Here is a 20,753-nt window from a genome sequence, read left to right as displayed (position 1 = left end):
GTGTTCCCTCAAGCGGATTCCTCGTCCGGCTCCAGCGGCCCGCCGCCCATCCGGCCAATGTCCTCGCGCCGCACCTTGTCGACGTTGAACTTCTGGGCGCCGGCCAGCATCCGGTCCACGGTGGCATCGAAGTCCGGCTTCCCGCCATCCTTGCGGAAGCGCAGGAAGTTGATGCGGGCGACGACGAAGTTCTTGAGGTACGGGCTCTGGAGGCCCCGCTCCTTGAGGGCGTCCACCACGGCCACCACGGCGTCGTCCAGCTCCAGCAGCCGTCGGGCCCGGGCCTCGCGCAGGGGCAGGGCGTCCTCCAGGGGCGTGTCGAGGAAGTCCTCCACCACCTTCACGAAGGGGTGGTAGGCGCCCGCGGAGAAGCGGGGCCGCTGCTCGTAGGCGGCGCCCAGGGTGACGAAGGAGGGCTCCTCGAAGAGGTGGGCGAAGGCCGTCTCCGGCCCTTTGCGCTCCGCGCCCACCAGTCCGCGGTACATGCGGATGACCTCCAGCGAGCGCTCCTTGAGGTTGTGGGCCTTCTCCGTGTTGAGGGCCAGAATCTGGTAGGCCACGTCCTCTTCGGGCAGCACCAGGGCGACAATGGCCTTGGCGCCCAGGAGCCGGCTGGCGTGGAGGCGGTGGTTGCCGTTGGGCGTCCAGTACCGGCCGTCCTTGCGCACGGCGATGACGGGGTCCAGGAAGCGGTCCAGCCTCTCCATGGCGCTGGCCAGACGCTTCACGTGCGGCTCGGACACGTCGCGCTGGTAGGGCGTGGGCTCCACCTTGTCGATGGGCAGCACGGAGAACATCACCGGGTGGCCACCCAGCGGGTCGCGGTACACGCCGAGCACCTCGCCGCCGTCCTCGCGCACCGCCTCCAGCAGCTGCGTGGGGTACTCCACCGAGTCGCTGGCCACCTCCGCGGGGGACAGGCCCCGGGACTTCGGCGCCGCCTTCTTGCGGCGGGGCTTGCGCGGCGTGGCCGCTTTCTTCGCGGCGGGGGACTTGCGTGCGGACTTCGCTGCCATGGGCTGCACCCTCCTCGTGCTGCTTCGGCGTTCTACGAGGAGGCCCTGACACGTCCCCCCGCCGGCGCACGGTAGGGGGACGTGGAAGGGTGGGCTACTCGCCTGAAACGGTGAGCTGCCGGAAGCGGACAGTGGGCGCGCCCACCGCGCCGCTGCGGAACTGGAGGTCGCTGCCGACGCCGTCCAGGTCCTTGAGCATCTGCAGCAGGTTGCCCGCCACCGTCACCTCCTGCACGGGGTGCGTCAGCTCGCCCTTCTCAATCCACAGGCCGTTGGCGCCCGCGGACAGCTCGCCCGTCACCGGGTCGGTGCCGTGGCCGAGCAGGGCGGTGACATAGAAGCCGCTGTCCACCTCGCGCAGCAGCTCCTCCGGCGACTTCGTGCCCGCCTCCATGTACAGGTTGCTGGTTCCGATGGAGGGCAGCCCGTTGTAGCTGCGTGACGCGTTGCCGGTGGTGCGCGCCTTCGCCTTGCGAGCGGTGAACGCGTCATAGAGGAATGACTTGAGCACGCCCTGCTCGATGATGGGGGTGCGCCGCGTGGGCACGCCCTCGCCGTCGAAGGGCGTGGTGGCCAGTCCGCGGGGCATGAGGCCGTCATCCACCAGCGTGACGTGCGCGCCCGCCAGCCGCTTGCCCAGCAGCGGGGCCAGGAGGCTGGCCTTCTGGTACACGGCGTTGCCGTCCGCCGCGCCCGCCACGTCCGACACGAAGGACGCGGCCACCTGCGGGTCGAACAACACGGGCACCTGCTGCGTCTTCACCCGCTTCGCGCCCAGCATCCGCACCGCGCGGCGCGTGGCCTCTCTGCCGATGGACTCCGGCCCGTCCAGGTCATCCAGGAAGCGGCGGTAGTCCATCCAGTAACCCGTCTGGAGCCCGTTGCCGTCGGAGGCCACCGGCGCGGCGTACAGGTACACGTAGGTGCCCGAGTACGCGCCCGTCACGCCCTCGGTGGAGGCCATGTACACCTCGGACACGTAGTCCCCGGCGCCCACGCCGTTGAAGGCGATGATGCGCGAGTCCTCCGCCCGGGCCGCCTTCTCCACCTCCAGCGCCGTCTTGATCTTCCAGTCCCCGGGAAGCTCGGCCACCTTCGTGTCGAAGAGCAGGCCGGTGTCCCCGAAGCGGCCCAAATCCTTGCCGGAGGGCAGGCCGTTGAGCTTGCTGGGGGCGGAGAACTCAGCCAGCTTCAGTGCCTGGTCCACGATGTGGTCCACGGCGGAGGGCTCGAAGTCGGACGTATAGGCGAAGCCCAGACGGTCCTTGAGCACCACGCGCACGCCCACGCCCTTGCTGGTGGACTGGGTGAGGTCTTCAATCTGCCCCTGGTGCACGCGCACGCTGCTCTGGCGACCCACCTCCAGGAAGGCCTCCGCCTGGCGGGCACCCTTGCGCTTGGCGCGCTGGACGATTCTCTTCGCGAGCTGCTGGTAGTCCATGGTTGGTGCTCTCTCTCAGGCGACCTTGGTTCCGCCAACGGTGATGTTGTCGATGCGCACGGTGGGCAGACCCACGCCCACGGGCATGGACTGGCCATTCTTCCCGCATACGCCCATGCCCGGGTCCGGCATGGGGTCGCAGCCCACTCGTGACACGTTCTTCAGCGCCTCCGGTCCCACGCCGATGAGCGTCGCGTTCTTCACGGGACGACCCAGTTTGCCGTCCTCGATTTGATAGGCCTCGCTGACCTCGAAGACGAAGTTGCCGTTGGTGATGTCCACCTGCCCACCGCCGAAGGTGGCGCAGTACAGGCCGCGCTTCACCTCCTTGAGGATGTCCTCGGGGGCGTGGTCCCCCGGGGCCAGGAAGGTGTTCGTCATGCGGGGCATGGGCAGGTGCTTGAAGGACTCGCGCCGCCCGCTGCCGGTGCTGCGCTGGCCCATGAGCTGCGCGTTCAGGCTGTCGTAGAGGTAGCCCTTGAGGACGCCGTTCTCGATGAGGACCTTGCGCTCGCCAGGGTTGCCCTCATCGTCGATGTTGATGGAACCGCGCCCGCTGGACACGGTGCCGTCATCGATGATGGTGACCAGGTCGGACGCCACCTTCTCCCCCAGCTTCCCGGCGAACAGCGACGTGCCCTTGCGGATGAAGTCCGCCTCCAGGCCGTGGCCCACCGCCTCGTGCAGGAGGATGCCGCTCCAGCCCGGCGCCAGCACCACCGTCTGCGGGCCGGCCACGCAGTCCACCGCGCCCAGCGTGGCCACCGCCTGACGCGCCGCTTCCCGGGCCACGTCCTCCGGGGAGAAGGTGTCCCAGTGGCTGAAGGGCACGCGTCCGCCGCCGCCGTACATGCCGGTGCGCCGCTCGCCGCCCTTACCCTGGGCCACCACCATCACCGAAATCCGGCACAGGTCCTGGGTGTCCTCGGTGTAGCGCCCGTGGGTGTTGGCCACGGCGATGCGCCGGGTCTGGTCCACGTAGCCGCCGTTGACCTGCTTCACCCGCGCGTCGAAGGCGCGGGCGGCCTTGTCGGCGCGCATAAGCAGGCCCGTCTTCAGCGACACCTCCACGTCCATCAGCGGGGTGCTGACGTGGTAGTGGCTGGGGACCGCGGCGCGGCGCACGGGGAAGCTGCGCTCGGCGCCGCCTCCCTGGGCAATCATGGCCGCCGTGGAGGCCGCGCGCAGCAGCGCGGACTCATCCCAGTCGTCGGAGAAGGCGTAGCCCACCTTGCCGCCGGAGATGACGCGCACGCCCACGCCCTGGACCAGGCCCGTCTGCGCGCTCTTGATGCGGGATTCTTCCAGCCGCACCGCCGTGGTGAGCGTGCGCTCGACGTACACCTCCGCGAAATCGCCCCCACGCTCCATGGCCACGGCGAGCAGGCGCTCGACCAGCGGCTGGGGCAGCAGGGCGACGGGCGTGGGCCGCCGGGCCACCGGTGGGGCCAGCTTCAAGGAGAGGGTGCGCTTCGAGGGCGCAGACGCTCGGGGCATATTTCGGGACTCCCGCAGTGAAGACGATGGGGTATGTGACAGCCTACATAGGAGGGGGCGTCGCCGGGAGCAACGCTCAAGGGCCCCTGTTCTTTCCCTGATCCGCGGCCTGTCCGCATTCCCACCATGGAGACGGCGCTCTAAGATGCCCGGCGCTTCGAGACTGGAACCCACCCCATGCCTCCTCGTCCTCCTCCCTCTTCCCGTGCTGGCGCCGGCCGTTCCGGTGGTTCTGCGGGTGAGGACCCAGACTCCATGAAGTCCCCCTCCCGGCGCCGTCCCGCATCCGAGGACGAGGACTTCGCCGCTCCCGCATCCGGCGAGGACGGCTACCCAGACGATGGGCCGCCCAATCCGGACCTCTATGGTGAGGAGGAGGTACCGGGCCGCTCCCGCACGGGTGAGACGCGCGTGGCCTCCATCGAGTCCGTGGAGGAGGAGCGGCGCTCCCGCGACCAGGACGAAGACGACAACGCGGACGCCACGCGCGCCGGCCCCCCGGTGCAGATGGTGGTGCTGGACGGCCCGGACAAGGGCCGCAAGAAGCGCTTCCAGAGCGTGCGGATGGTGGTGGGCCGCAACAAGGACTGCGACTTCGTGCTGGAGGACCAGTCCGTGTCCCGCCGGCACTTGGAGCTGGTGTACGGCCAGGCCGGCGTGGTGATGCGGGATCTGGGCAGCGTCAGTGGCACCCAGGTCAATGACCAGCGCGTGGACGAGTGTCTGCTGAAGCATGGAGACGAAATCTCCATGGGCAAGACGCGCCTGCGCTTCGTGGACGAGGCGGAGCAAATCAAGGAGCTGCGCGCCCAGGCGGAGGCCCGCGATGCAGCGGAGAAGCGCGAGCGCGAGGCGGCCGCCCGCGAGGCGGAGGAGAAGCGGAAGAACCAGGCCGCCGCGCGTGGCAGCGAGGTGGATCCGAACGACCCGCGCTTCAATGAGGCCACCAACGCCAACTACAAGCTGCCTGACTCGCTCAAGGAGAACTCCGGCGGCAAGGGCGCGGTGGCCGTACCCCGGCCCCGTCCGCCCATCCGCAGCACGCCGACGCGTTCGAACAGCGGTGGACTGACGGGCAAGCAGAAGGCGCTCATCGGCGGCGGTGGTGCGTTGGTGGTGGTGCTGGTCATCGGGCTGATGATGATTCCGTCCGGACCGCCGCCTCCGCCTCCGCCGGACCCGAAGGTGGAGAAGGCGAAGGTGTTGATGCAGCAGGCGCGCGAGTCCGTGCGCGCGGATGACTTCGCCAACGCCGTCCGCCTCGTCGGCGAGGCGGAGAAGCTGGTGCCGGGCATCGACGCAGACAACCTGGCCCGGGGCGCGCGCACGCAGCTGGAGGTGATGACCTCGCTTGATGCCGTCCGCACCCTCATCGAGGAGAAGCAGTTCGACGAGGCGCGCGCGAAGCTGGAGGTGACGCCGCAGGGCACGGCGAAGACGGATGACATCCGCCGCAAGCTGGCGACGGAGCTGGAGGAGAAGGACATCGCCTGGCGGCTCCAGCAGGTGGAGGAGTCCTTCGCCTCGCGCGACCCGGAGACGATTCGCCCGCTCATCGCGCAGCTGCCGCCGCTGAACCGGCCGGCCTACGAGGTGAAGCTGACGGACCTGGAGACCGAGCTGGCGAAGGAGGCCCAGGACGCGACGCGCCGCACCCGCAACGCCAACGCCCGCGCGGCGGAGGTGGCCAAGGAGAAGCGCAAGGAGTTCATCGCCGAGGCCTTCACCGACGTGGAGCGCCGCTTCAACGGGGGGGACTACCAGCGCGCCGTCCTGGAGTGCGACCGGGTGACGGACAAGTACCGGGCGGACAAGGATGTGAAGGACCGGGCCCTGGCCCTCAAGCGTCTGATTCCCCAGTTCCGGCGCGCGCTGGAGGACGGGCAGAAGAAGCTGGATTCGAACTCGCTGGAGGCGGCGGCGAAGCCCCTGCGGCGCGCGGCGGAGCTGTACCGCCAGATTGGCTTCCGGGGTTCGCTGGGGAACACCATCGACGAGCAGCTCGCGTCGTCATCGCTGGCTGCGGGGCAGAGCGCGCTGAAGAAGGGGGACCTGGGCGCGGCCGGCTCGCACTTCCGCGAGGCGCTGCGGCTCAACCCGGGTGACGGGCGGGCGCGTGAAGGACTGGAGACCCTGCAGAAGAAGGCGGAGGAGCTCTTCCTCCGGGCCTACATCCAGCGGGACAGGGATCCGCAGGCCGCGGCGGAGATGTTCAAGGTCGTCATCGAGACGGCCTCGGAAGGCTCCGACGTCAAGCGCAAGGCGGAGATGTATCTGAGCGAGCTCCAGCCGTGAGTGGCGGCGGGCCGACCATGATTTGCCGGGGAGAAAAGGGATGAACGAGTCGTCGCTGCGTGAGCTCGGGATGGACCTCATCGAGGAGCGCCAGTTCGAGCGAGCCCTGGCCGTGTTCGCCGAGGCGGTCCGCCGCGTCCCCGCGGACCACCGCTCGCGGATGCTGGCCGCGCGCTGCCTGGCGGAGCTGGGCGAGCGTGAGCGCGCCGTCACCGCCTACCATGCCTGCGCGGAGGGCCTGCTGCGCCGGGACTACCTGTTGTCCGCCATGGCCGCGTGCAAGCTGGCGCTGGACCTGGCGCCCAACGAGCGGCGCCTGAAGGAGACGCTGTTTCGCGTGCACTCGCGCGCGGTGCGCAATGCGCCGGGCCGCGCCGTGGTCCCTCCGCCGCTGCCGCCCGAAACCCTCTACGACGGCAAGGTGGACACGGACCTGATGGGGCTGCAGGGCGAGGAGCTGTCCAGCCGCGCCATCGAGGTGCTGGCCGCGACGGACCCGGGCGGCGCCGCGGACCCCAACAGCCGTCCGCCGCTGCCGCTGTTCGCGGAGCTGGACCGGGATGCCTTCGTGGACCTGGTGCGGCTGATGGCGTGGCGCCGCGTGAAGCCGGAGGAGGCGGTGAGCCGCGAGGGCGAGCCCGCCGACTCCCTTTACGTGTTGGTCGCCGGCAAGGCGGAGGTGACGCGGCAGATGGAGGGTGAGGCGCGCACGCTGGGCTTCCTCGGCGGCGGCTCCATCTTCGGCGAAATCGCGCTGCTGACGGGCGCGCCGCCCACGGCGACGGTGTCCGCGGTGTCGGACACGGAGGTCTTCGAGATTCGCCGCGAGCACCTCAACGCGGTCGCCAAGAGCCACCCCGCGGTGCCGCAGGTGCTGGCGGACTTCGCGCAGCAGCGCATGGCGCGCAACCTGATGGCCACCTCGCCCATGTTCCAGACGATGCCGGAGTCGGAGCGGGGCGCGCTGCTCCGGCGCTTCGCCTTCCGGGCGCTCCAGGCGCGAGAGAAGGTGCTGGTGGAGGGCGAGCACTCGCCGGGGCTGTTCCTGGTGCTGGCCGGTGAACTGGTGGTGCAGAAGGAGGACCCGGCGGGCGGCGTGGTGACGCTGGGCATGCTGCGCGAGGGCGAGGTGGCGGGGGAAATCTCCCTGCTGACGGGCCTGCGGGCCACGGCCACGGTGGCGGCGGCGCGCAAGACGGCGGCGGCCTTCCTGGAGCGCGCGGCCTTCCACGAGCTGGTGACAGCCGTCCCAGACATCCGCACGTACCTGGAGCAGCTGTCGGACCGCCGGCTGAAGCAGATTGGCGAGGCGCTGCGGCCCGCGGAAATCATCGACGCGGACGAACTGGTACTCGAGCCCGAGGCGGCGTGAGGGGGCCATGGTGAACGTGACGCGCTCTCAGGTGGTGGGTGGGGTGCTGGCGCTGCTGGCGGCCGGCGCGGTGCTGTACTTCTGGCCGCGGCAGCAGCTCACCGTGGAGGAGGCCATCAGCCGCCAGGTGGTGGTGATGACGCGCGCCGCGGAGGGGAAGGATGTGGGCGGAGTGATGGAGCACGTCTCCGAGCGCTTCCGCTCCAACGGGCAGGGCGGCTGGTCGAAGAAGGACGTGCGCGGCATCCTCACCGCGCAGGTGCTGCGCGGCCAGTGGGTGCGCGTCTTCGTGACGAACCTGGAGGTGCGCGAGGTATCGCCCTCGGAAGGGGAGTTCCAGGCGCGCTTCATCTTCGGCCGCTCCCAGGCGGAGAAGGTGGAGGACCTGGCCGCCGACAGCGTGCTGAGCGCCTACCGCATCGAAGGCGCCTTCGAGAAGGAAGAGGACGGCGAGTGGCGGGTGGTGCGCGCCCGTCCGGAGTCCATCAGCCCGGCGGACCTCCTCTAGTTCAAGAATAGAATAGACTGATTATCGCGATATTCGCGGTGTTAGGGTGAAGCCCTGGTGGAGTTTTTCGCCGGGGGTTCACGCTTGAGGTTCATCAGAAAGTGCTTCTCACCATGGCTCCTTGTCGCGGCCTCTCTGCCTTTGGCCGTGGCATGTGGTCCAGAGGACCTGTCGGCGTTTGACGGGCCCATTCACGAGGTCACTTCGGAAGTCTCCGTGGCGGCGGGGCACATTCCGATGACGGTTGCCGCGACGTTCTGGGGAACGGGGGTGCTCCGGACCTACTCCACCTCGCATGGCAATGAATGCCAGGCGGCCTGTTTCAATGACGCGTCCTGTACCGGGGGCACGTTCAACCCGGCCAAGCGCCTCTGCTGGTTGCGCACCGGGAGCGGCGCGGTGGGGGGCGGAATCCCCACGGACCAGGCGTTCAAGGTGGGGGCCGCGGAGCGTGAGGCGTTCTTCCGTAGCAGGATGACCGCGGGCGCGACCTTCTGGGGGACGGGCGAACACCGGTTCATCACCACCACCAGCGCGACGCATTGCTACACCGCCTGTTCCAACGACTCGAGCTGCACGGGCGGGACGTTCAACGAAGGCAAGCGCTCGTGCTGGCTCCGCGTGGGGAACGGCTCGATCGGCGGTGGGCTCACCTCGGACTACGGCTTCAAGACGCAACAGGGGGAGCGCAGGGCGGGCTTCAACGGCAACATCATCTATGGCCACTGGCGAGCCTCCGGAGGGAAGAATCCCTCCAGTGCTGGCAACCCGACCTTCCATTTGGACTTCGCGGGGCCCGCGGACATCGTCACCGTCAAGCTGTCTTCCTCCGTGGACACCTACCTCTATCTGCTCGATGCGAATGGCAACGTGCTGGCCGAGGACGACCACAGTGGTGGTGGGAAGAACGCGCAACTGAGCGTCGCGCTGAATCCAGGGAGCTACCAACTGGTCGCCGCGACCGCCGCGACGGGGCAAGCCGGTGACTTCACCCTGTCCTCGGACAAGGCGCCCCTGCGGTTTCCGCGGCAGCTCGAGCTTCGGCCTGTGACTCGGTTCACCTGGATTTATGACGACCGGGGCTCGGGGGCATCGTCAAACATCGCCCTCTGGCGCCCTGACCTCTCCCAACACCCGGGCTTCTTCTCGTTGGGAGACGTGGGCATGACGCGTTATGGCGTGGCGCCGTCGGCGTCGTTCGTGGTCCGTGGTGAGGGCGACCTCCTGGCGAAGCCCACCGACTATGCGCTGACGTGGAACGACAAGGGCTCTGGTGGCAACTCGGATGGCTCGCTCTGGGAGCCTGTCGCGCCGGCGGGATACACCTGTCTTGGCCACGTCGCGGTGCGTGGGTACTCCAAGCCTTCGACAGAGCTGATTCGGTGCGTGAAGAGCGAGTATGTGTTGGCCGCCGACCCGCAGAAGCTCTGGACGGACAGTGGCTCAGGGGCGGACCGGGACGCGGGTCTCTGGCAGGCCGTCCCCAAGGACCACCGCGGGTTGCTCGCGTCGACGTTCATCTCCCGGCCGAGCCACAGCGACACGGGAGGGAGCAGCCGCTACTGGGTCCTCAACAAGAGCGCCACGGCCAACGAGGAGCTGCGAGGGGGCGCGGTGGATACGCGGACCGTCGTCTCCTTTGCACCGCGTATCTGGCTGCATGCGGACGAGTCCTACTTCCCGTCCAGCACGGAGTTCCATCTCGCCAATGTCCACGAGGTGAACGGGCACCTGGTGACGAAGCAGCCGTTGGGCTGTGATTCATGCACGGATCCTGCCTTCCTCGATGGGCAGCGGCCGGACCAGACGTCCGTGCCCGTCTATGCGCAGATCATCTCGCGGCCCCTGTCGGGCCAGATGGCCGGCGTGACGGACGTCCTCTACTGGTCCTTCTACCCCTACAACAACGGGAAGCGGGTGTGCGTCGGTCTCTATGAGACAGACTTGGGGATTGGCTGCATCGGTGGGTACTCCACCTTTGGCAACCACGTGGGGGACTGGGAGCACTTCACCGTCCGCTTCGTCGATGGTCGCCCGTCGCAAGTCTATTTGAGCCAGCACGCGAATGGGCAGACCTTCACGTTCGGCGACAAGCTGCTCTCCTTCACGGGCTGGCATCCGGTCACCTACTCCGCGAAGGGCTCACACGGCCTCTACCCGGACGCGGCCCGGCATATCTATGAGACCATCGGCAACGGCGACTTCCTGGCGGATGACACCAGCGCGGGGCTCGCGTGGGAGACCTGGAATCATGTGGTGCCCATGGCCTGGCAGGCGCGGGGGAACTACATCGACGACCTGGAGTGGATGAACATGTCGGTCTACTGGGGCAACCCCGAGGCCGGTTGTGGCAATTTGACGGGCTACTGTGTCAACAGTGGGGGCCCTGGCTCGCTGATGACGCGGCGAGTGGCTGACCCGGCATACATGACCCTCGAATAACGGGCTGGGGTTCACGGCTCCAGGAGCGAGCCCGACTCCGCCTTCCAGCCCTTGGCCATGCTGGCCTGGCCGGCGGACTCCAGCCGCTTGCGGATGTCCTCCACGCGCTCCGCCAGCGCTTCGCGGGGCGCGCCCTGCGCCCGGGCTCGCGCGAGGCCGAAGAAGTAGTACTGGCAGCCAGCGGCGTGCTCGCCCTGCGCGAAGAGCAGGTCCCCCATGGCGGTGTAGGCCTCCGCCATCGTGCCCGCGCCACTGTCGGGTGCCACGGCGGCCAGCAGCGGGCGGGCTCCCTCGTAGTCCTTGCGCGCCAGCAGCAGCGCGCCCTTGGCGTACTGCGCCCGGGCCAGGTCCACGCCGCGCGCCGCCAGGGCCTTGTCGTAGGCGACCAGGGCATCGTCCTGACGGGAGGCGGCCTCCAGCACGCCGCCGCGCGCCAGCCAGTAGCGGCTGTCCGTCTCCAAGAGGCCGGCCTTCTTGCCGTCCGGGGTGGTGGTCTGCACCGGACTGAAGGTGGCCTCGTACGCGTCCAGCAGGGCCACCGCGCCGTCGGTGTCACCGGCGCTCTGCAGCGCCCGCGCGCCGTCCAGGTAGAGCAGGGGGGCATTGCGGCGCCGGGCCACGGCCGCCTCGAAGGCCGCGCGCGCCTGGACGTCACGCTTCACCGCCAGGGCCCGGGCCCGGGCGAAGAGGGCGTAGTGTTCATCGGGAACGGCCTTCAGCGCTTCGTCCGCGGCGGAGAGGGCCTCGTCGGGCGCGCCGCGGGCCAGCGCCAGCTCCGCCTTCAGCGCGCCCGCGCGGGCCTTCAGCCCGGGCGTCAGCTCCGCGCCCCGGGCCTCCACGCCGGAGAGCACCTGCTGCGCTTCCTCCATCTTGCGCCCCTGGTAGGTGTGGGCCAGCGCGGTGGATACGCGGGCCAGCAGGTGGTCCGGGTTGACACTGGTGGCCTTGGCGAAGGCCTCCACCGCCTGCGGGTACTGGCCTTCGTCCATCAGGGCCTCGCCGTACGCGGTGGTGAAGCGCGGATCGCGCCAGGACGCTTCCGCCGCGCGAGCGAAGGCCTGCCTCGCGCCGGGAAGGTCGCCGCGCGCCTGGAGCGCCAGGGCCCGGGCCAGCGTCAGCCGGGCGTTGCTGGCGCCGCGGGCCTCGAGCCCGGCCAGGTACTGCTCCACCTCGGCGGACTTGCCCGCGGCCAGCAGATGCAGGGCGTGGGCGCCGTAGCGCTCGCCGGACTGAGACTCCAACTGCTCGGCGCGGGAGAGGTGCTCGCGGGCCTTGGCGTCCGCGCCGGGCTGCCGGTGCTCCAGCCACAGCACTGTCTGGATGTCGGCGGCCAGGGCTTGGGCGTCACGGGCCTCGGCGTCGAGCTGGAACAGGGCCTCCAGCTCTGTCATCGCGCGGGCGAGGTCAGCGGGGTTGCCACGCATGGCGGCCGTGCGGGCCGCGCGCAGGTGTTCCTCCGTCTGCTTGCGGACGGTGCCTCGGTGGACGAAGAAGACCACCGCGCCCGCGAGCAGCACCGCCACCACGCCTACCTGAACCAGCGCGCTGGTGAGGCTTTCGCGCTGCTGCCAGTCCTTGCGCCCTTCGGTGCCCATGGACCTGTCCCCCGCGCTGGAGTTGGATGTGCGCCGGCCGTTGTGCCGGGTATAGAAGCCGCGCTCAGATAGGAACGGTCCCCTCGACTGTCAACGGGGGGCGGCGGCGTGAACACGGACGTGGGAGGTCAGAGGTATGGCGGTACACACGGCGCTACCCCCCGAGGCATTCGAGCGGGTCGCGGAGGCATTCGGGCTCGGGGCTGTGCGTGAGGTGACGCCCATTCCCCAGGGCTCCATCAACACCAACCACCGCGTGGAGACGCAGAGCGGGCGCTACTTCGTGCGCCACACCACGGTGCGCTCCGCGGACGATTTGCGCTTCGAATCCGCGCTGCTCGCGCACCTGGCCGCGTACCACTTCCCCGGGCCCGTGCAGCTGACGACGCGTGACGGCGCGACCTTCCTGGAGCTGGAGGGCGGCCGCGTCAGCGTCTTCCGCTGGCTGCCGGGCGAGGAGCTGCGCCACCCGGCCCTCACCTCCGACCACCTGGAGCAACTGGGCGCGGAGCTGGGCAAGCTGCACCGCGACACGCAGTCCTTCTCCGGCTCGCGGGAGAATCCCTACGGACCGGAGACGGTGAGCGGCTGGCTGGAGGCGCTGGTGGCGCACCCGGACGCGGAGCTGGCGGCCGTGGCGCGTGAGCTGCAACGCGACATGGAGACGTCGCGCGCGGTGCGGCAGGGGCTGGAGCCTCGCGGCGTCATCCACGCGGACCTCTTCATGGACAACGTGAAGTGGCTGGGGGACCGCGTGGGCGCCTTCTTCGACTTCGAGATGGCGTGCCGGGAGGACTACGGCCTGGACGTGGCCATCACCCTCAATGCCTGGTGCTTCGACGGCGGGCAGTACCTGCCGGAGCTGTGCCGGGCCTTCATTCGCGGCTACGTGGACGTCCGGCCGCTGTCCGCCGTGGAGCGCACGAACCTCTTCGGCCATGCGCTCTACGGGGCGGTGCGCTTCACGGCGAGCCGCATCCGCGACTACCACCTGTCCCCGCTGCCGGCGGACAAGCTGGTGCGCAAGGACTACCGCACCTACCTCAACCGGGCCCGGGCATTGAATGCCATGGGGCCCGAGGGCTTCGCCGCGCTGTTGGGCCTGTGAGGGCCTGACGGCGTCAGATGCCGGTGATGATCTTCCAGGTGCCGTCTTCCTTGCGCAGCACCATCTGCTCCAGCTCGGACTCCTTCATCGGGCGCGAGTGGAGCGACGGCATCCGCCAGGAGGCGTTCCAGTAGTAGATGGCGGCGGCCACGCCGTCACCCACCTGGATGCGGCGAACGTTCAGCTCGATGCGGGGGCCTTGGATGCGGGGGAACACCCGCTCCAGGTAGGGCACCAGGGTCTGCGCCGTCAGGTCGTCGCTGGGGTCGCTCGGCGTGCCGCCGTCGTCCTGGAACGAAGGCGAGATGAGCTTCTGGATGGCCTGGGCGTCCCGGGCCTCCAGCGCCGTGCGGTACTGCTCCATGACCGCGAGAATGGCGCGCGTGTCGGAGTTGTCGACGATGTCCGTGCCGGGGATGCGCTTCGGGGCGCAGGCGACCAGCAGGGACAGGACGCTGAAGGCGAGGAAGCGTTTGAGCATGGCGGGGCCTTATTGGGACAACCCAACGGAAGTCAACCCATTCCCAGGCCCCGCCGGGGGCGGGTGGACGACTAACCGGGGCGGATGACCTCGGCGATGAACCGGTTGAGCACCGGCACCTCGTTGTCGAGAATCTTCAGGCCCTCCGACTGGATGACCTTCTCCGCGATGAGCCCCAGCGGCTTGAGGAGGAAGGGCAGCTTGAGGGCGATTTCGCCGTCCATCACCCGTTCCGTCTGGCCACCGCCCACGTCGCGGAAGCGCATGGTGCCGGTGTTCACCAACATCTTGGAGATCTTGTTCGAGGTGGGGACGTTCTCGAACGTCAACTCCTTGCGGCGCTTGTCATAGGTGGACGTCTCGACGAACGCGAACCACTCCGGGGGCACCGTCTTGGGGCCAATCTTCTCGATGACGGGCTTGGGGCGGTAGCGCACGCGGCGGCGCACGACGTCTCCGTCCGGCTTCACCTCCAGGGGCTGCAACTCCAGCAGCACGCCGTGGTGCTTGAGGAGGAACTCGAAGTACCGCTCGTCGAGGAGCGCGCGCTCCACCTCATCCACCGTCCCCTGAATCCGATGCCGCGACTCGAAACGCATCCACGTCCTCCTTGCCTGGCTGGCACGTCACCGCTGTCTGGCTGCCTGCCTAGCCGAAAAGCGTGGCTAGCGGAAAGCCTGTCGTGGCACCAGCAGTCCACGGAAGGTCTTCTCCTCGAAGTCGCAGCGCTCCCGCCACTCGTCGGCGGAGGCCCGGAAGGCGGCGCCAAAGTCCGGTAGTGCACCGACCTCGTGCCGCACCGCGCCGCAGTCTCCTGACAGGTAGGCGGACTCCACCCGCATGCGCAGGGCTTCGCGGCGGAGCGCTTCCGGCAGGCCTTCCGCCGCCAGGGCTTGTTGCAGGTAGCCCGTGGCCAGCACGGGCGAGCCCACCTGCTGCAACCGGCGCCCCATGAGGTAGTTGAGGAACGGGTCCGTGGGCACCGCGGCCAGGGCGCGCGCGAGGATGAGCAGACGCACCTCGTCCTGGCCGGCCCGGAAGTACGCTTCGATGGGGGCCTGGCGCGCGGCGTCCTCCATGGCGGCGAGCTTCACCTGGGCGGTGCGCGTCAGCTCCGGCCCGGCGTCCTTCGACAGCACGGTGTCGAGGAAGCGGCGGGCTTCGCCGGGCTGCTCGCGGCGCAGCGCGACGTCCGCCCGCGCCATGGCGACCTCCGCTTCCAGCACGGCCTGGCCCTTCATGCGCTCGCCCACCGCGGCGAGCACGGCGTCCGCGTCTGCGTAGCGCTCCAGTTGGGACAGGGCGACGGCCTCACCGATGCGGAAGCTGGGCTCTTCGGGCTGGAGCTCGCCGGCGCGGCGGTAGCGCTTCAGCGCGTCCTCGGGGTCACTCGCCAGCGCCTGCCGGGCGGAATCCGACAGTCGCGCCACCTCGCGAGCGCAGGCGCGGGTGAAGAGGCTGCCGGTGCGGAAGCGCGCGAAGGCGCGCGCCACGGAGGCTTCGTCCAGGGGGAGCGCGTCCACGTACTGCTCCCACTCGGTGACGAGCTCTCCCAGGGGACGGCCGTATGCGGCGTCGAAGTCCGCATGGGCATACACGGCCCGCAGCCGGTCCGCGCCATAGGTGTCCGCCAGGTAGCGCAGGAACGAGCCCGCCACCGTGTACGCGCGCGCGGGGGCCGACTGGTAGAAGCCCTGCGGCCCCATCAGCTTGCGCATGTCCGGCGCCAACTTCTGCCTGCGCATGCCCGCCGCCCACTGGTGCAGCGTGAGGTCGCCCTGCACCGGGCCGTCCGCGGCGACGGCGAACCCCTCGATGACGCCCATGAGCGGCCAGACGCCCAGCCGGGTGGTGACGCGGAAGGGGCCGCTGCCCGCGGGGGCCGCCATGACGTGCGCCAGCTCATGGTGGAGCACGGAGTGGGGGAAGGGCCGGTCCTGGATGTGCAACTCGTGGCGCCAGGGCTTGGCGAACTGGGTGCGGCCGGCGCCCACCAGGCGCTGCTTTTCGTGCTCGTCGCGGTAGAGCCAGACGTGGATGGGCTCGGTGGGGGCCACGCCCAGGAAGTGCCGCGTCTGGGCCCAGCGGAACTCCAAGTCCCGCGCGAAGCGGTCCACGTCCTCGCGCGGCTTGCCTTGCCAGTAGTGGAAGACGAAGTGCTCCGTCTCCCTCAGGCCGCCGAGCTCCCGCGTGAGCCACGCATCCGTCATCCGCAGGCCCAGGGCGGGGCCGCGCGCCTCCATGAAGGCGATGGCGGCCAGGGGTAGCACCAGGGCGGCCAGGGTGGCGCGGCGCAGGCCGGCGCGGCGAAGGCGCCCGGTGCCCAGGTCCAGCAGGGCGCAGGTGAGCCCCGCGAGCACGGTGACCCACAGCAGCGTCTCCAAGCGGAACCAGCCGAGCGCGGCGGAGACACCCAGCGCCTCGTCGTAGAGGGGCCCGGGCATGTGTCCCAGGAAGTGGTTGAAGGCGAACACCTGGGGCCCGGCGACGATAGGCCACGCGGTGGGCACGGCGGAGAGGAGGATGAGGAGCGCGTACATCCCCACGGCCCGGAGGGGGCGCTCGGCGGTGAAGCCGCACAGCACGCCCGCGGAGGCGGCCAGCGCGGCCGAGGGGAGGGTGAGCATCGGATAGAAGCCCACCAGTGCGAAGGGGTCACACGCGGTGCGCAGCCAGGCGAACAGGGTGGCTACCAGGAAGGGGGGCACCAGGACGCCGACGTTGAGGAGCAGGGCGGTGCCCAGGGCCCGGGCCACCGCGCCGCTGGGCGTCTGTGGCCGGAGGGCGCCCGGTGGGGTCGGGGCGGTGCCCAGCAGGATGCGACGCTCCTGGGCGGCCGCGGCGATGCCAATCCCCCCTCCGAGCAGGCCGACGGCGATGGAGAGGGCCAGGCTCAGCTCGAAGCCGGGGACGCCAAAGAGGGGGAGCAGGACGAGCGCCGAGCCCCCGCCCGCGAGCAGGAGGACGGTGGCCAGGACGGCGGGGCGACGCAACAGGCCAGAGGCGCGGGTGAGGACTTGCCGCATGGCCTCTCCTATACTCCCGGCCAGCATGTCCGAACAGAAGACAGGTCCAGAGCACCGCCAGAACGGGCGCGCGCCCATCGAGCTGAAGGTCGACTACAAGAAGCTCAACTCGTTCTTCGCGGACTACACGAAGAACATCAGCAAGGGTGGCACGTTCATCAAGACGAAGAAGCCGCTGCCCATCGGCACGCGCTTCCTTTTCAAGCTGACGGTGCCACACCGGGAGGCCCCCTTCGAGCTGCTGGGCGAGGTCGTCTGGTCCAAGGCGGACGCGGACGAGCCCGGCATGGGCATCCGTTTCATCTACAGCAGTGAAGCGCAGCGGGTGGAGTTCGAGACGGTGGTGGAGGGGCTGATGTCCGACAGTCTCGGTGGCGAGCTGACGGAGAAGCTGCTCAACAAGCCGCTGCACTCGCACTCATGAAGCACGGCCTTCGGTGGATGGTGGTGGCGGTGCCGTTGCTGGCATCGGCCTGCCAGCAGGAGGCGCAGGGCAGCGCGCCTCGTGCCACGCCGAAGGCCGCCGAGCCCCGTCCGCGCGTCACCGACGTCACCGCCGAGGACTACGTCATGCAGCCGCTTCCGCGTGGACATGTGCGGCTGGAGGATGCCTTCGGCGGAGCGCGCCGGGTGGCGGTGGAGATCGCCGCGACGGCGGGCACACGTGCCCGGGGCATGATGTGGCGCAAGGAACTCGCGGAGGGGAAGGGCATGCTCTTCCTCTTCCCGCACGAAGAGGTCCAGGGCTTCTGGATGCGCAACACGCTCATCCCGCTGGACATGATCTTCATCACCTCTGACCTGCGCGTGGCGGGCATCGTGTCGCGCGCGGTGCCTCGCTCACTGGAGTCCCGCTCCGTGGGCGTGCCCAGTCAGTACGTGCTGGAGGTGCCCGGCGGCTGGACGGAGAAGGTGGGCATTCGCAAGGGCAGCAACGTCCGCTTCGAGGGCGTGGCGGGTATGGCCATCGAGCCCTGAGGAACGTTCATGACCTGGCGTCGCGCATCGATGCCCATTGGAACGCCCTACAAAAGGCCAGGCTTCAGGGCTGAGTGAGCCCTGCCTCATTTGGGTGGGGTGCGTTTCATGGCTTCCTGCCAGGCGCGTTCGAATTCCTCTGATGGGATTTCGTACTCCTCACCCAGGTCGAGAACCTCGAACGGTTGATCCGCAAGGTGTTCGAGGTGTTTCTCGTCGCCCCAGAGCCACGTTTCTCCGTAGATTTCAATCTGCCGGCTCGGCCAGTCCCCCGTGATTTCCATGTAGCAGATGCCTTCTCCGTACTCGGATTCTGCATCTCGCTTGAAGTATCGCTTCGTGCTCAAGGGTGCTCCTGTTTGCAGGCAGAGGGGCGCGCGCCGCTGCACCTCCGGCGGTGCCCGCGTGAATTGGGGCAACAAGTCGGACTACCGCGTCGTGCGCATCGCGCCGCAGCCGTGCCCGTAATCAGGCCGGCGTGCGCCGTTCCAGCAACTCCGTGATGCGGCGAATGAGTTGCTGCATGGTGACGGTGCCCAGGAATCGCTTCTGGGCATCCGTGACGACCACCGGGTCATAGAGCGCTTCGGGCGCGCGCTCCATGGCGAGCCGCGCCAGGGTGGTGAGCGCCATCCGGTCCTCGACGATGAGCGGAGCCACCTGCGCCGCGCCCTTCGTGGCCGTCGCGCGGCGCAACACCAGCGCCTCCAGCCGTTCGCCATGCAGCACGGCGACGTGGTCCACGTCGGCCTTCTGCTGGAACAGCCGCTCCAACTCCTCGGGCGTCACGGGCCGCTCCACGCAGTTGCGGCGGATGACGATGCTGCCCACCGTCTCGTCGTCCTCGTCCTCGCGGAAGTCGAGCGCGCGCATGGCTTCATGGCGCCGCGCCTCGAACTCGACGCTGGGAAGCACGGGCACGGGCGCGGGGCGGGCCACCAGGTAGCCCTGCGCGTGCCGGATGCCCAGGCGGAGCAGCACGGCCAGCTCGTTCCACGTCTCCACGCCTTCCGCAATCAGCGTCGCGTTGACGCTGGCCGCGAAGGACACCAGCGACTTCACCAGGTGCTGCTGGTAGCTGTGCCGGTGGATGTCCCGCACCAGCGCCTGGTCCAGCTTGATGAACTGCGGCGCGCTGTTCACCAGCGTCACCAGTCCGGAGTGCCCCGCGCCGAAGTCATCCAGCGCGATGCCGAAGCCCAGCGCCGAACACTGCCGCGTCAGCCGCTGGAGCAGCGCGTTGTCCTCGAACGCCGCCTTCTCCGTGATTTCGAGCACCAGGTTCTTCGGATTCAGTCCGTAGCGAGCGAGCAGCTCCTCCGTGGAGCCATCTCCGAAGCGCGGGTCGCTCAGCACGTCCGGGCTGACGTTGAAGAAGAAGGGCGCGCGGCGCTGCGCCTCCGGCAGCGTGGAGATGCAGCGTAGCGCGGACGTCCAGCACGCGCGCTCCAGCTCCCACGTGTAGCCTTCCAATCGCGCCTGCGTGAAGAGCACGTGCGGCTCGCGGAACTCGCCTGGTCCTCGCGAAAGCACTTCGTGCCCGATGACCTCGCCACGCAGCAAGTCCACGATGGGCTGAAACACCGAGGTGACGCTCGGCTCGTCACCTTTCCACAGCCAGGCGGGCGCTGGTGCGGAGGAGAGGGGCAGGCTCATGTGTGGAAATTGTAGCCGAACCCACCGCAGGCTCCATGCCCTCCCCGAAAGAAGCTGCAAGGCCGCATGTCACGGGGGCAATGCGCCAGGGCCGGAGCCCCGGCGCTCAAGACTCGCCGACCCTCGGAAGCCCGCTTGCCGGGCCAGACGCTGGGCTTTCCTCTCCCTCGGCCTGTCTGACTTCCAGCGGAGACGAGTGCATGGAAGCCCCCTGAATCATTGGAAATACGTCCTCCATGGACTGGGCTTCCTCCGACTGGAGGGAGGAGAGGGCCCGGAAGCGGCGCGCCAGGGCGGACATCTCCGCGGCCTTGAGTTGGGCCTGCCCGCTGCGCAGTGACAGCAGGGCGACGCGGGCTCGTTCCAACTGGGCCACTTCCGCCCTCAGGCGGGCGAGGATGCGTTCGCGCCGTTGTTTCAGACCGCCCAGCCGCTCCACCTCCTCACCCAGGGAGGCCGCGGCCAGCTCGAGTTGGCGTCTCGCGATGGCATCCGTGCTGGCGCGGGCGCTGCGCTCCAAGTCTTCGCGCTCGGCCTGGAGGTCCGCTTGCGCGCGCTCCTCGATTTGGGCCTCCACCCCCGCCCATTCAGACGCGAGCTCCGCGGCGTCGCGCGTCATCTTCCCCAGGGTGCGCGCCAGCTCCTCGCGCGCGGGCTCGCGAGGGAGCATCGCCAGGGACTGTCCGCATTGCCGGTACAGGTTCAACGCCCGCTCGGTCAGCGCATGGAAGTCACCGGCGAGCTGCGGCAACAGCGCCTCCACGCGCGCCTCCACCGGGTCCGCTGACAGCGCCAGGTGTGCGGCCACCGCGCTCAATCCCACGAAGAGGCCCAGGATGCCGCCCGTCACCCCCGCGCCCAGCAGCGCCGGCGTGGCCAGGTCCGCCAGTCGCGCGGAGAAGACGCGGGACACCTCCATGCCGCCCAGCGTCAATCCCGCGCACAGCGCCGCGCCCAGTCCGAAGTGGAAGAGAGTGGGGCGCGCTTCCGCCACCTGGCCATTCTCTCCGCGCTCACTGAGTCGCGAACGCACCAGCAGCGCCCCCGCCGCCGCCGCGCTGAACGCCACCGTCCATCCTGGGGCCATGCCCAGGGCATAGGGCAGCGCGGTGAGGAGTACTCCCAGACCCCCGAGCAGCACGCGGTCCCACTTGTCGCCTCGTGCACACCCGACCACGACGGCCGCGGGGACGAGCCACGCCAACGGCAGGGGCACTCCGACGCGTGTCATGGCCAGGTGCAACACGCCGGCCCCGGCACCGGCCGTGAGCGCGCGCGTCACGGTCTGCTCGAAGGCCTCGCGATGATGGAGCTGCAATAGAGTGGCGTTCATCGACT

Annotated in this window: 17 protein-coding genes; 7 read left to right on the top strand and 10 right to left on the bottom strand. The window is 69.4% G+C overall.

All coding sequences use genetic code 11. The features are described 5' to 3' along the window. Positions 1-8: 8 nt before the first annotated feature. The 3 genes from F8M74_RS09515 to F8M74_RS09505 all read right to left on the bottom strand — a co-directional run bounded on the left by F8M74_RS09515 (position 9) and on the right by F8M74_RS09505 (position 3,954). The gene (locus F8M74_RS09515; RefSeq protein ID WP_141279761.1) at positions 9-1,016 is read right to left on the bottom strand and encodes a ParB/RepB/Spo0J family partition protein; all 1,008 of its coding nucleotides are present in this window, start codon (positions 1,014-1,016) and stop codon (positions 9-11) included. Between the two features lie 94 nt (positions 1,017-1,110). Then, a complete protein-coding gene (locus tag F8M74_RS09510; protein ID WP_141257177.1) occupies positions 1,111-2,457 on the bottom strand; it encodes a TldD/PmbA family protein in 1,347 nt (448 codons plus the stop codon). A gap of 15 nt (positions 2,458-2,472) precedes the next feature. Further along, positions 2,473-3,954, bottom strand: a complete 1,482-nt coding sequence (locus F8M74_RS09505; protein WP_141257176.1) for a TldD/PmbA family protein — start codon at positions 3,952-3,954, stop codon at positions 2,473-2,475. 177 nt (positions 3,955-4,131) lie between these two features. On the opposite strand from F8M74_RS09505, the gene F8M74_RS09500 reads away from it, so the two are divergent. The 4 genes from F8M74_RS09500 to F8M74_RS09485 all read left to right on the top strand — a co-directional run bounded on the left by F8M74_RS09500 (position 4,132) and on the right by F8M74_RS09485 (position 10,571). Next, entirely contained in the window at positions 4,132-6,249 is a 2,118-nt protein-coding gene (locus F8M74_RS09500; RefSeq protein WP_141257175.1) for an FHA domain-containing protein, read from the top strand. A 40-nt stretch (positions 6,250-6,289) separates the two neighbouring features. Continuing rightward, a complete protein-coding gene (locus F8M74_RS09495) occupies positions 6,290-7,621 on the top strand; it encodes a cyclic nucleotide-binding domain-containing protein (protein ID WP_171410278.1) in 1,332 nt (443 codons plus the stop codon). Between the two features lie 7 nt (positions 7,622-7,628). After that, positions 7,629-8,129 carry a hypothetical protein gene (locus F8M74_RS09490; protein ID WP_141257173.1) on the top strand — a complete coding sequence of 167 codons (501 nt, stop codon included), beginning with the start codon at positions 7,629-7,631 and terminating at the stop codon, positions 8,127-8,129. Positions 8,130-8,366: 237 nt separating this feature from the next. Then, the gene (locus tag F8M74_RS09485; RefSeq protein WP_141341695.1) at positions 8,367-10,571 is read left to right on the top strand and encodes a Vps62-related protein; all 2,205 of its coding nucleotides are present in this window, start codon (positions 8,367-8,369) and stop codon (positions 10,569-10,571) included. An 11-nt stretch (positions 10,572-10,582) separates the two neighbouring features. On the opposite strand, the gene F8M74_RS09480 is transcribed toward F8M74_RS09485, so the two are convergent. Continuing rightward, the gene (locus F8M74_RS09480; protein ID WP_141257171.1) at positions 10,583-12,166 is read right to left on the bottom strand and encodes a tetratricopeptide repeat protein; all 1,584 of its coding nucleotides are present in this window, start codon (positions 12,164-12,166) and stop codon (positions 10,583-10,585) included. Between the two features lie 136 nt (positions 12,167-12,302). On the opposite strand from F8M74_RS09480, the gene F8M74_RS09475 reads away from it, so the two are divergent. Further along, on the top strand, positions 12,303-13,274 hold the full coding sequence (locus F8M74_RS09475; RefSeq protein WP_141257170.1) for a homoserine kinase: 972 nt from the start codon (positions 12,303-12,305) through the stop codon (positions 13,272-13,274). A 13-nt stretch (positions 13,275-13,287) separates the two neighbouring features. Here the strand turns inward: F8M74_RS09475 and F8M74_RS09470 are convergent, their stop codons facing one another. The 3 genes from F8M74_RS09470 to F8M74_RS09460 all read right to left on the bottom strand — a co-directional run bounded on the left by F8M74_RS09470 (position 13,288) and on the right by F8M74_RS09460 (position 16,781). Beyond that, positions 13,288-13,755, bottom strand: coding sequence for a nuclear transport factor 2 family protein (locus tag F8M74_RS09470; RefSeq protein WP_141257169.1), 468 nt, complete (start codon positions 13,753-13,755; stop codon positions 13,288-13,290). A 71-nt stretch (positions 13,756-13,826) separates the two neighbouring features. Beyond that, complete coding sequence (locus tag F8M74_RS09465) at positions 13,827-14,354, bottom strand: hypothetical protein (protein ID WP_141257168.1); 528 nt, start codon at positions 14,352-14,354, stop codon at positions 13,827-13,829. A gap of 66 nt (positions 14,355-14,420) precedes the next feature. Further along, a complete protein-coding gene (locus F8M74_RS09460) occupies positions 14,421-16,781 on the bottom strand; it encodes a hypothetical protein (RefSeq protein WP_171410279.1) in 2,361 nt (786 codons plus the stop codon). 25 nt (positions 16,782-16,806) lie between these two features. Between F8M74_RS09460 and plpQ the strand changes: the two genes are divergently transcribed. Together plpQ and F8M74_RS09450 are read left to right on the top strand one after the other, a co-directional pair. Further along, positions 16,807-17,205: a motility regulator PlpA gene (plpQ, locus tag F8M74_RS09455; protein WP_002639025.1), complete on the top strand. Its 399-nt coding sequence runs from the start codon at positions 16,807-16,809 to the stop codon at positions 17,203-17,205. A 17-nt stretch (positions 17,206-17,222) separates the two neighbouring features. After that, a complete protein-coding gene (locus tag F8M74_RS09450; RefSeq protein WP_141257182.1) occupies positions 17,223-17,759 on the top strand; it encodes a DUF192 domain-containing protein in 537 nt (178 codons plus the stop codon). Between the two features lie 86 nt (positions 17,760-17,845). Here the strand turns inward: F8M74_RS09450 and F8M74_RS09445 are convergent, their stop codons facing one another. From F8M74_RS09445 to F8M74_RS09435, 3 genes are all read right to left on the bottom strand, one after another. After that, positions 17,846-18,106 carry a hypothetical protein gene (locus F8M74_RS09445; RefSeq protein WP_141257166.1) on the bottom strand — a complete coding sequence of 87 codons (261 nt, stop codon included), beginning with the start codon at positions 18,104-18,106 and terminating at the stop codon, positions 17,846-17,848. 121 nt (positions 18,107-18,227) lie between these two features. Continuing rightward, positions 18,228-19,415 carry an EAL domain-containing protein gene (locus F8M74_RS09440; RefSeq protein WP_228560410.1) on the bottom strand — a complete coding sequence of 396 codons (1,188 nt, stop codon included), beginning with the start codon at positions 19,413-19,415 and terminating at the stop codon, positions 18,228-18,230. Between the two features lie 106 nt (positions 19,416-19,521). After that, positions 19,522-20,748 (bottom strand): hypothetical protein, encoded by a 1,227-nt coding sequence (locus F8M74_RS09435; RefSeq protein ID WP_228560412.1) that lies wholly within the window; start codon positions 20,746-20,748, stop codon positions 19,522-19,524. Positions 20,749-20,753: the final 5 nt, after the last annotated feature.

Origin of the sequence: Myxococcus sp. CA023, from assembly GCF_010998615.1 — a bacterium.
GTDB lineage: Bacteria > Myxococcota > Myxococcia > Myxococcales > Myxococcaceae > Myxococcus.
Note: the sequence above shows the minus strand (reverse complement) of the source record. Positions and strands in the feature narration are given on the sequence as shown.

Excerpts from the sequence above, each read along its gene's own strand:
- F8M74_RS09515 (WP_141279761.1), bottom strand. The coding sequence starts at position 1,016 with ATGGCAGCGAAGTCCGCACGCAAGTCCCCCGCCGCGAAGAAAGCGGCC.
- F8M74_RS09510 (WP_141257177.1), bottom strand. The coding sequence starts at position 2,457 with ATGGACTACCAGCAGCTCGCGAAGAGAATCGTCCAGCGCGCCAAGCGC.
- F8M74_RS09505 (WP_141257176.1), bottom strand. The coding sequence starts at position 3,954 with ATGCCCCGAGCGTCTGCGCCCTCGAAGCGCACCCTCTCCTTGAAGCTG.
- F8M74_RS09500 (WP_141257175.1), top strand. The coding sequence starts at position 4,132 with ATGCCTCCTCGTCCTCCTCCCTCTTCCCGTGCTGGCGCCGGCCGTTCC.
- F8M74_RS09495 (WP_171410278.1), top strand. The coding sequence starts at position 6,290 with ATGAACGAGTCGTCGCTGCGTGAGCTCGGGATGGACCTCATCGAGGAG.
- F8M74_RS09490 (WP_141257173.1), top strand. The coding sequence starts at position 7,629 with ATGGTGAACGTGACGCGCTCTCAGGTGGTGGGTGGGGTGCTGGCGCTG.
- F8M74_RS09485 (WP_141341695.1), top strand. The coding sequence starts at position 8,367 with ATGACGGTTGCCGCGACGTTCTGGGGAACGGGGGTGCTCCGGACCTAC.
- F8M74_RS09480 (WP_141257171.1), bottom strand. The coding sequence starts at position 12,166 with ATGGGCACCGAAGGGCGCAAGGACTGGCAGCAGCGCGAAAGCCTCACC.
- F8M74_RS09475 (WP_141257170.1), top strand. The coding sequence starts at position 12,303 with ATGGCGGTACACACGGCGCTACCCCCCGAGGCATTCGAGCGGGTCGCG.
- F8M74_RS09470 (WP_141257169.1), bottom strand. The coding sequence starts at position 13,755 with ATGCTCAAACGCTTCCTCGCCTTCAGCGTCCTGTCCCTGCTGGTCGCC.
- F8M74_RS09465 (WP_141257168.1), bottom strand. The coding sequence starts at position 14,354 with ATGCGTTTCGAGTCGCGGCATCGGATTCAGGGGACGGTGGATGAGGTG.
- F8M74_RS09460 (WP_171410279.1), bottom strand. The coding sequence starts at position 16,781 with ATGCGGCAAGTCCTCACCCGCGCCTCTGGCCTGTTGCGTCGCCCCGCC.
- plpQ (WP_002639025.1), top strand. The coding sequence starts at position 16,807 with ATGTCCGAACAGAAGACAGGTCCAGAGCACCGCCAGAACGGGCGCGCG.
- F8M74_RS09450 (WP_141257182.1), top strand. The coding sequence starts at position 17,223 with ATGGTGGTGGCGGTGCCGTTGCTGGCATCGGCCTGCCAGCAGGAGGCG.
- F8M74_RS09440 (WP_228560410.1), bottom strand. The coding sequence starts at position 19,415 with ATGAGCCTGCCCCTCTCCTCCGCACCAGCGCCCGCCTGGCTGTGGAAA.
- F8M74_RS09435 (WP_228560412.1), bottom strand. The coding sequence starts at position 20,748 with ATGAACGCCACTCTATTGCAGCTCCATCATCGCGAGGCCTTCGAGCAG.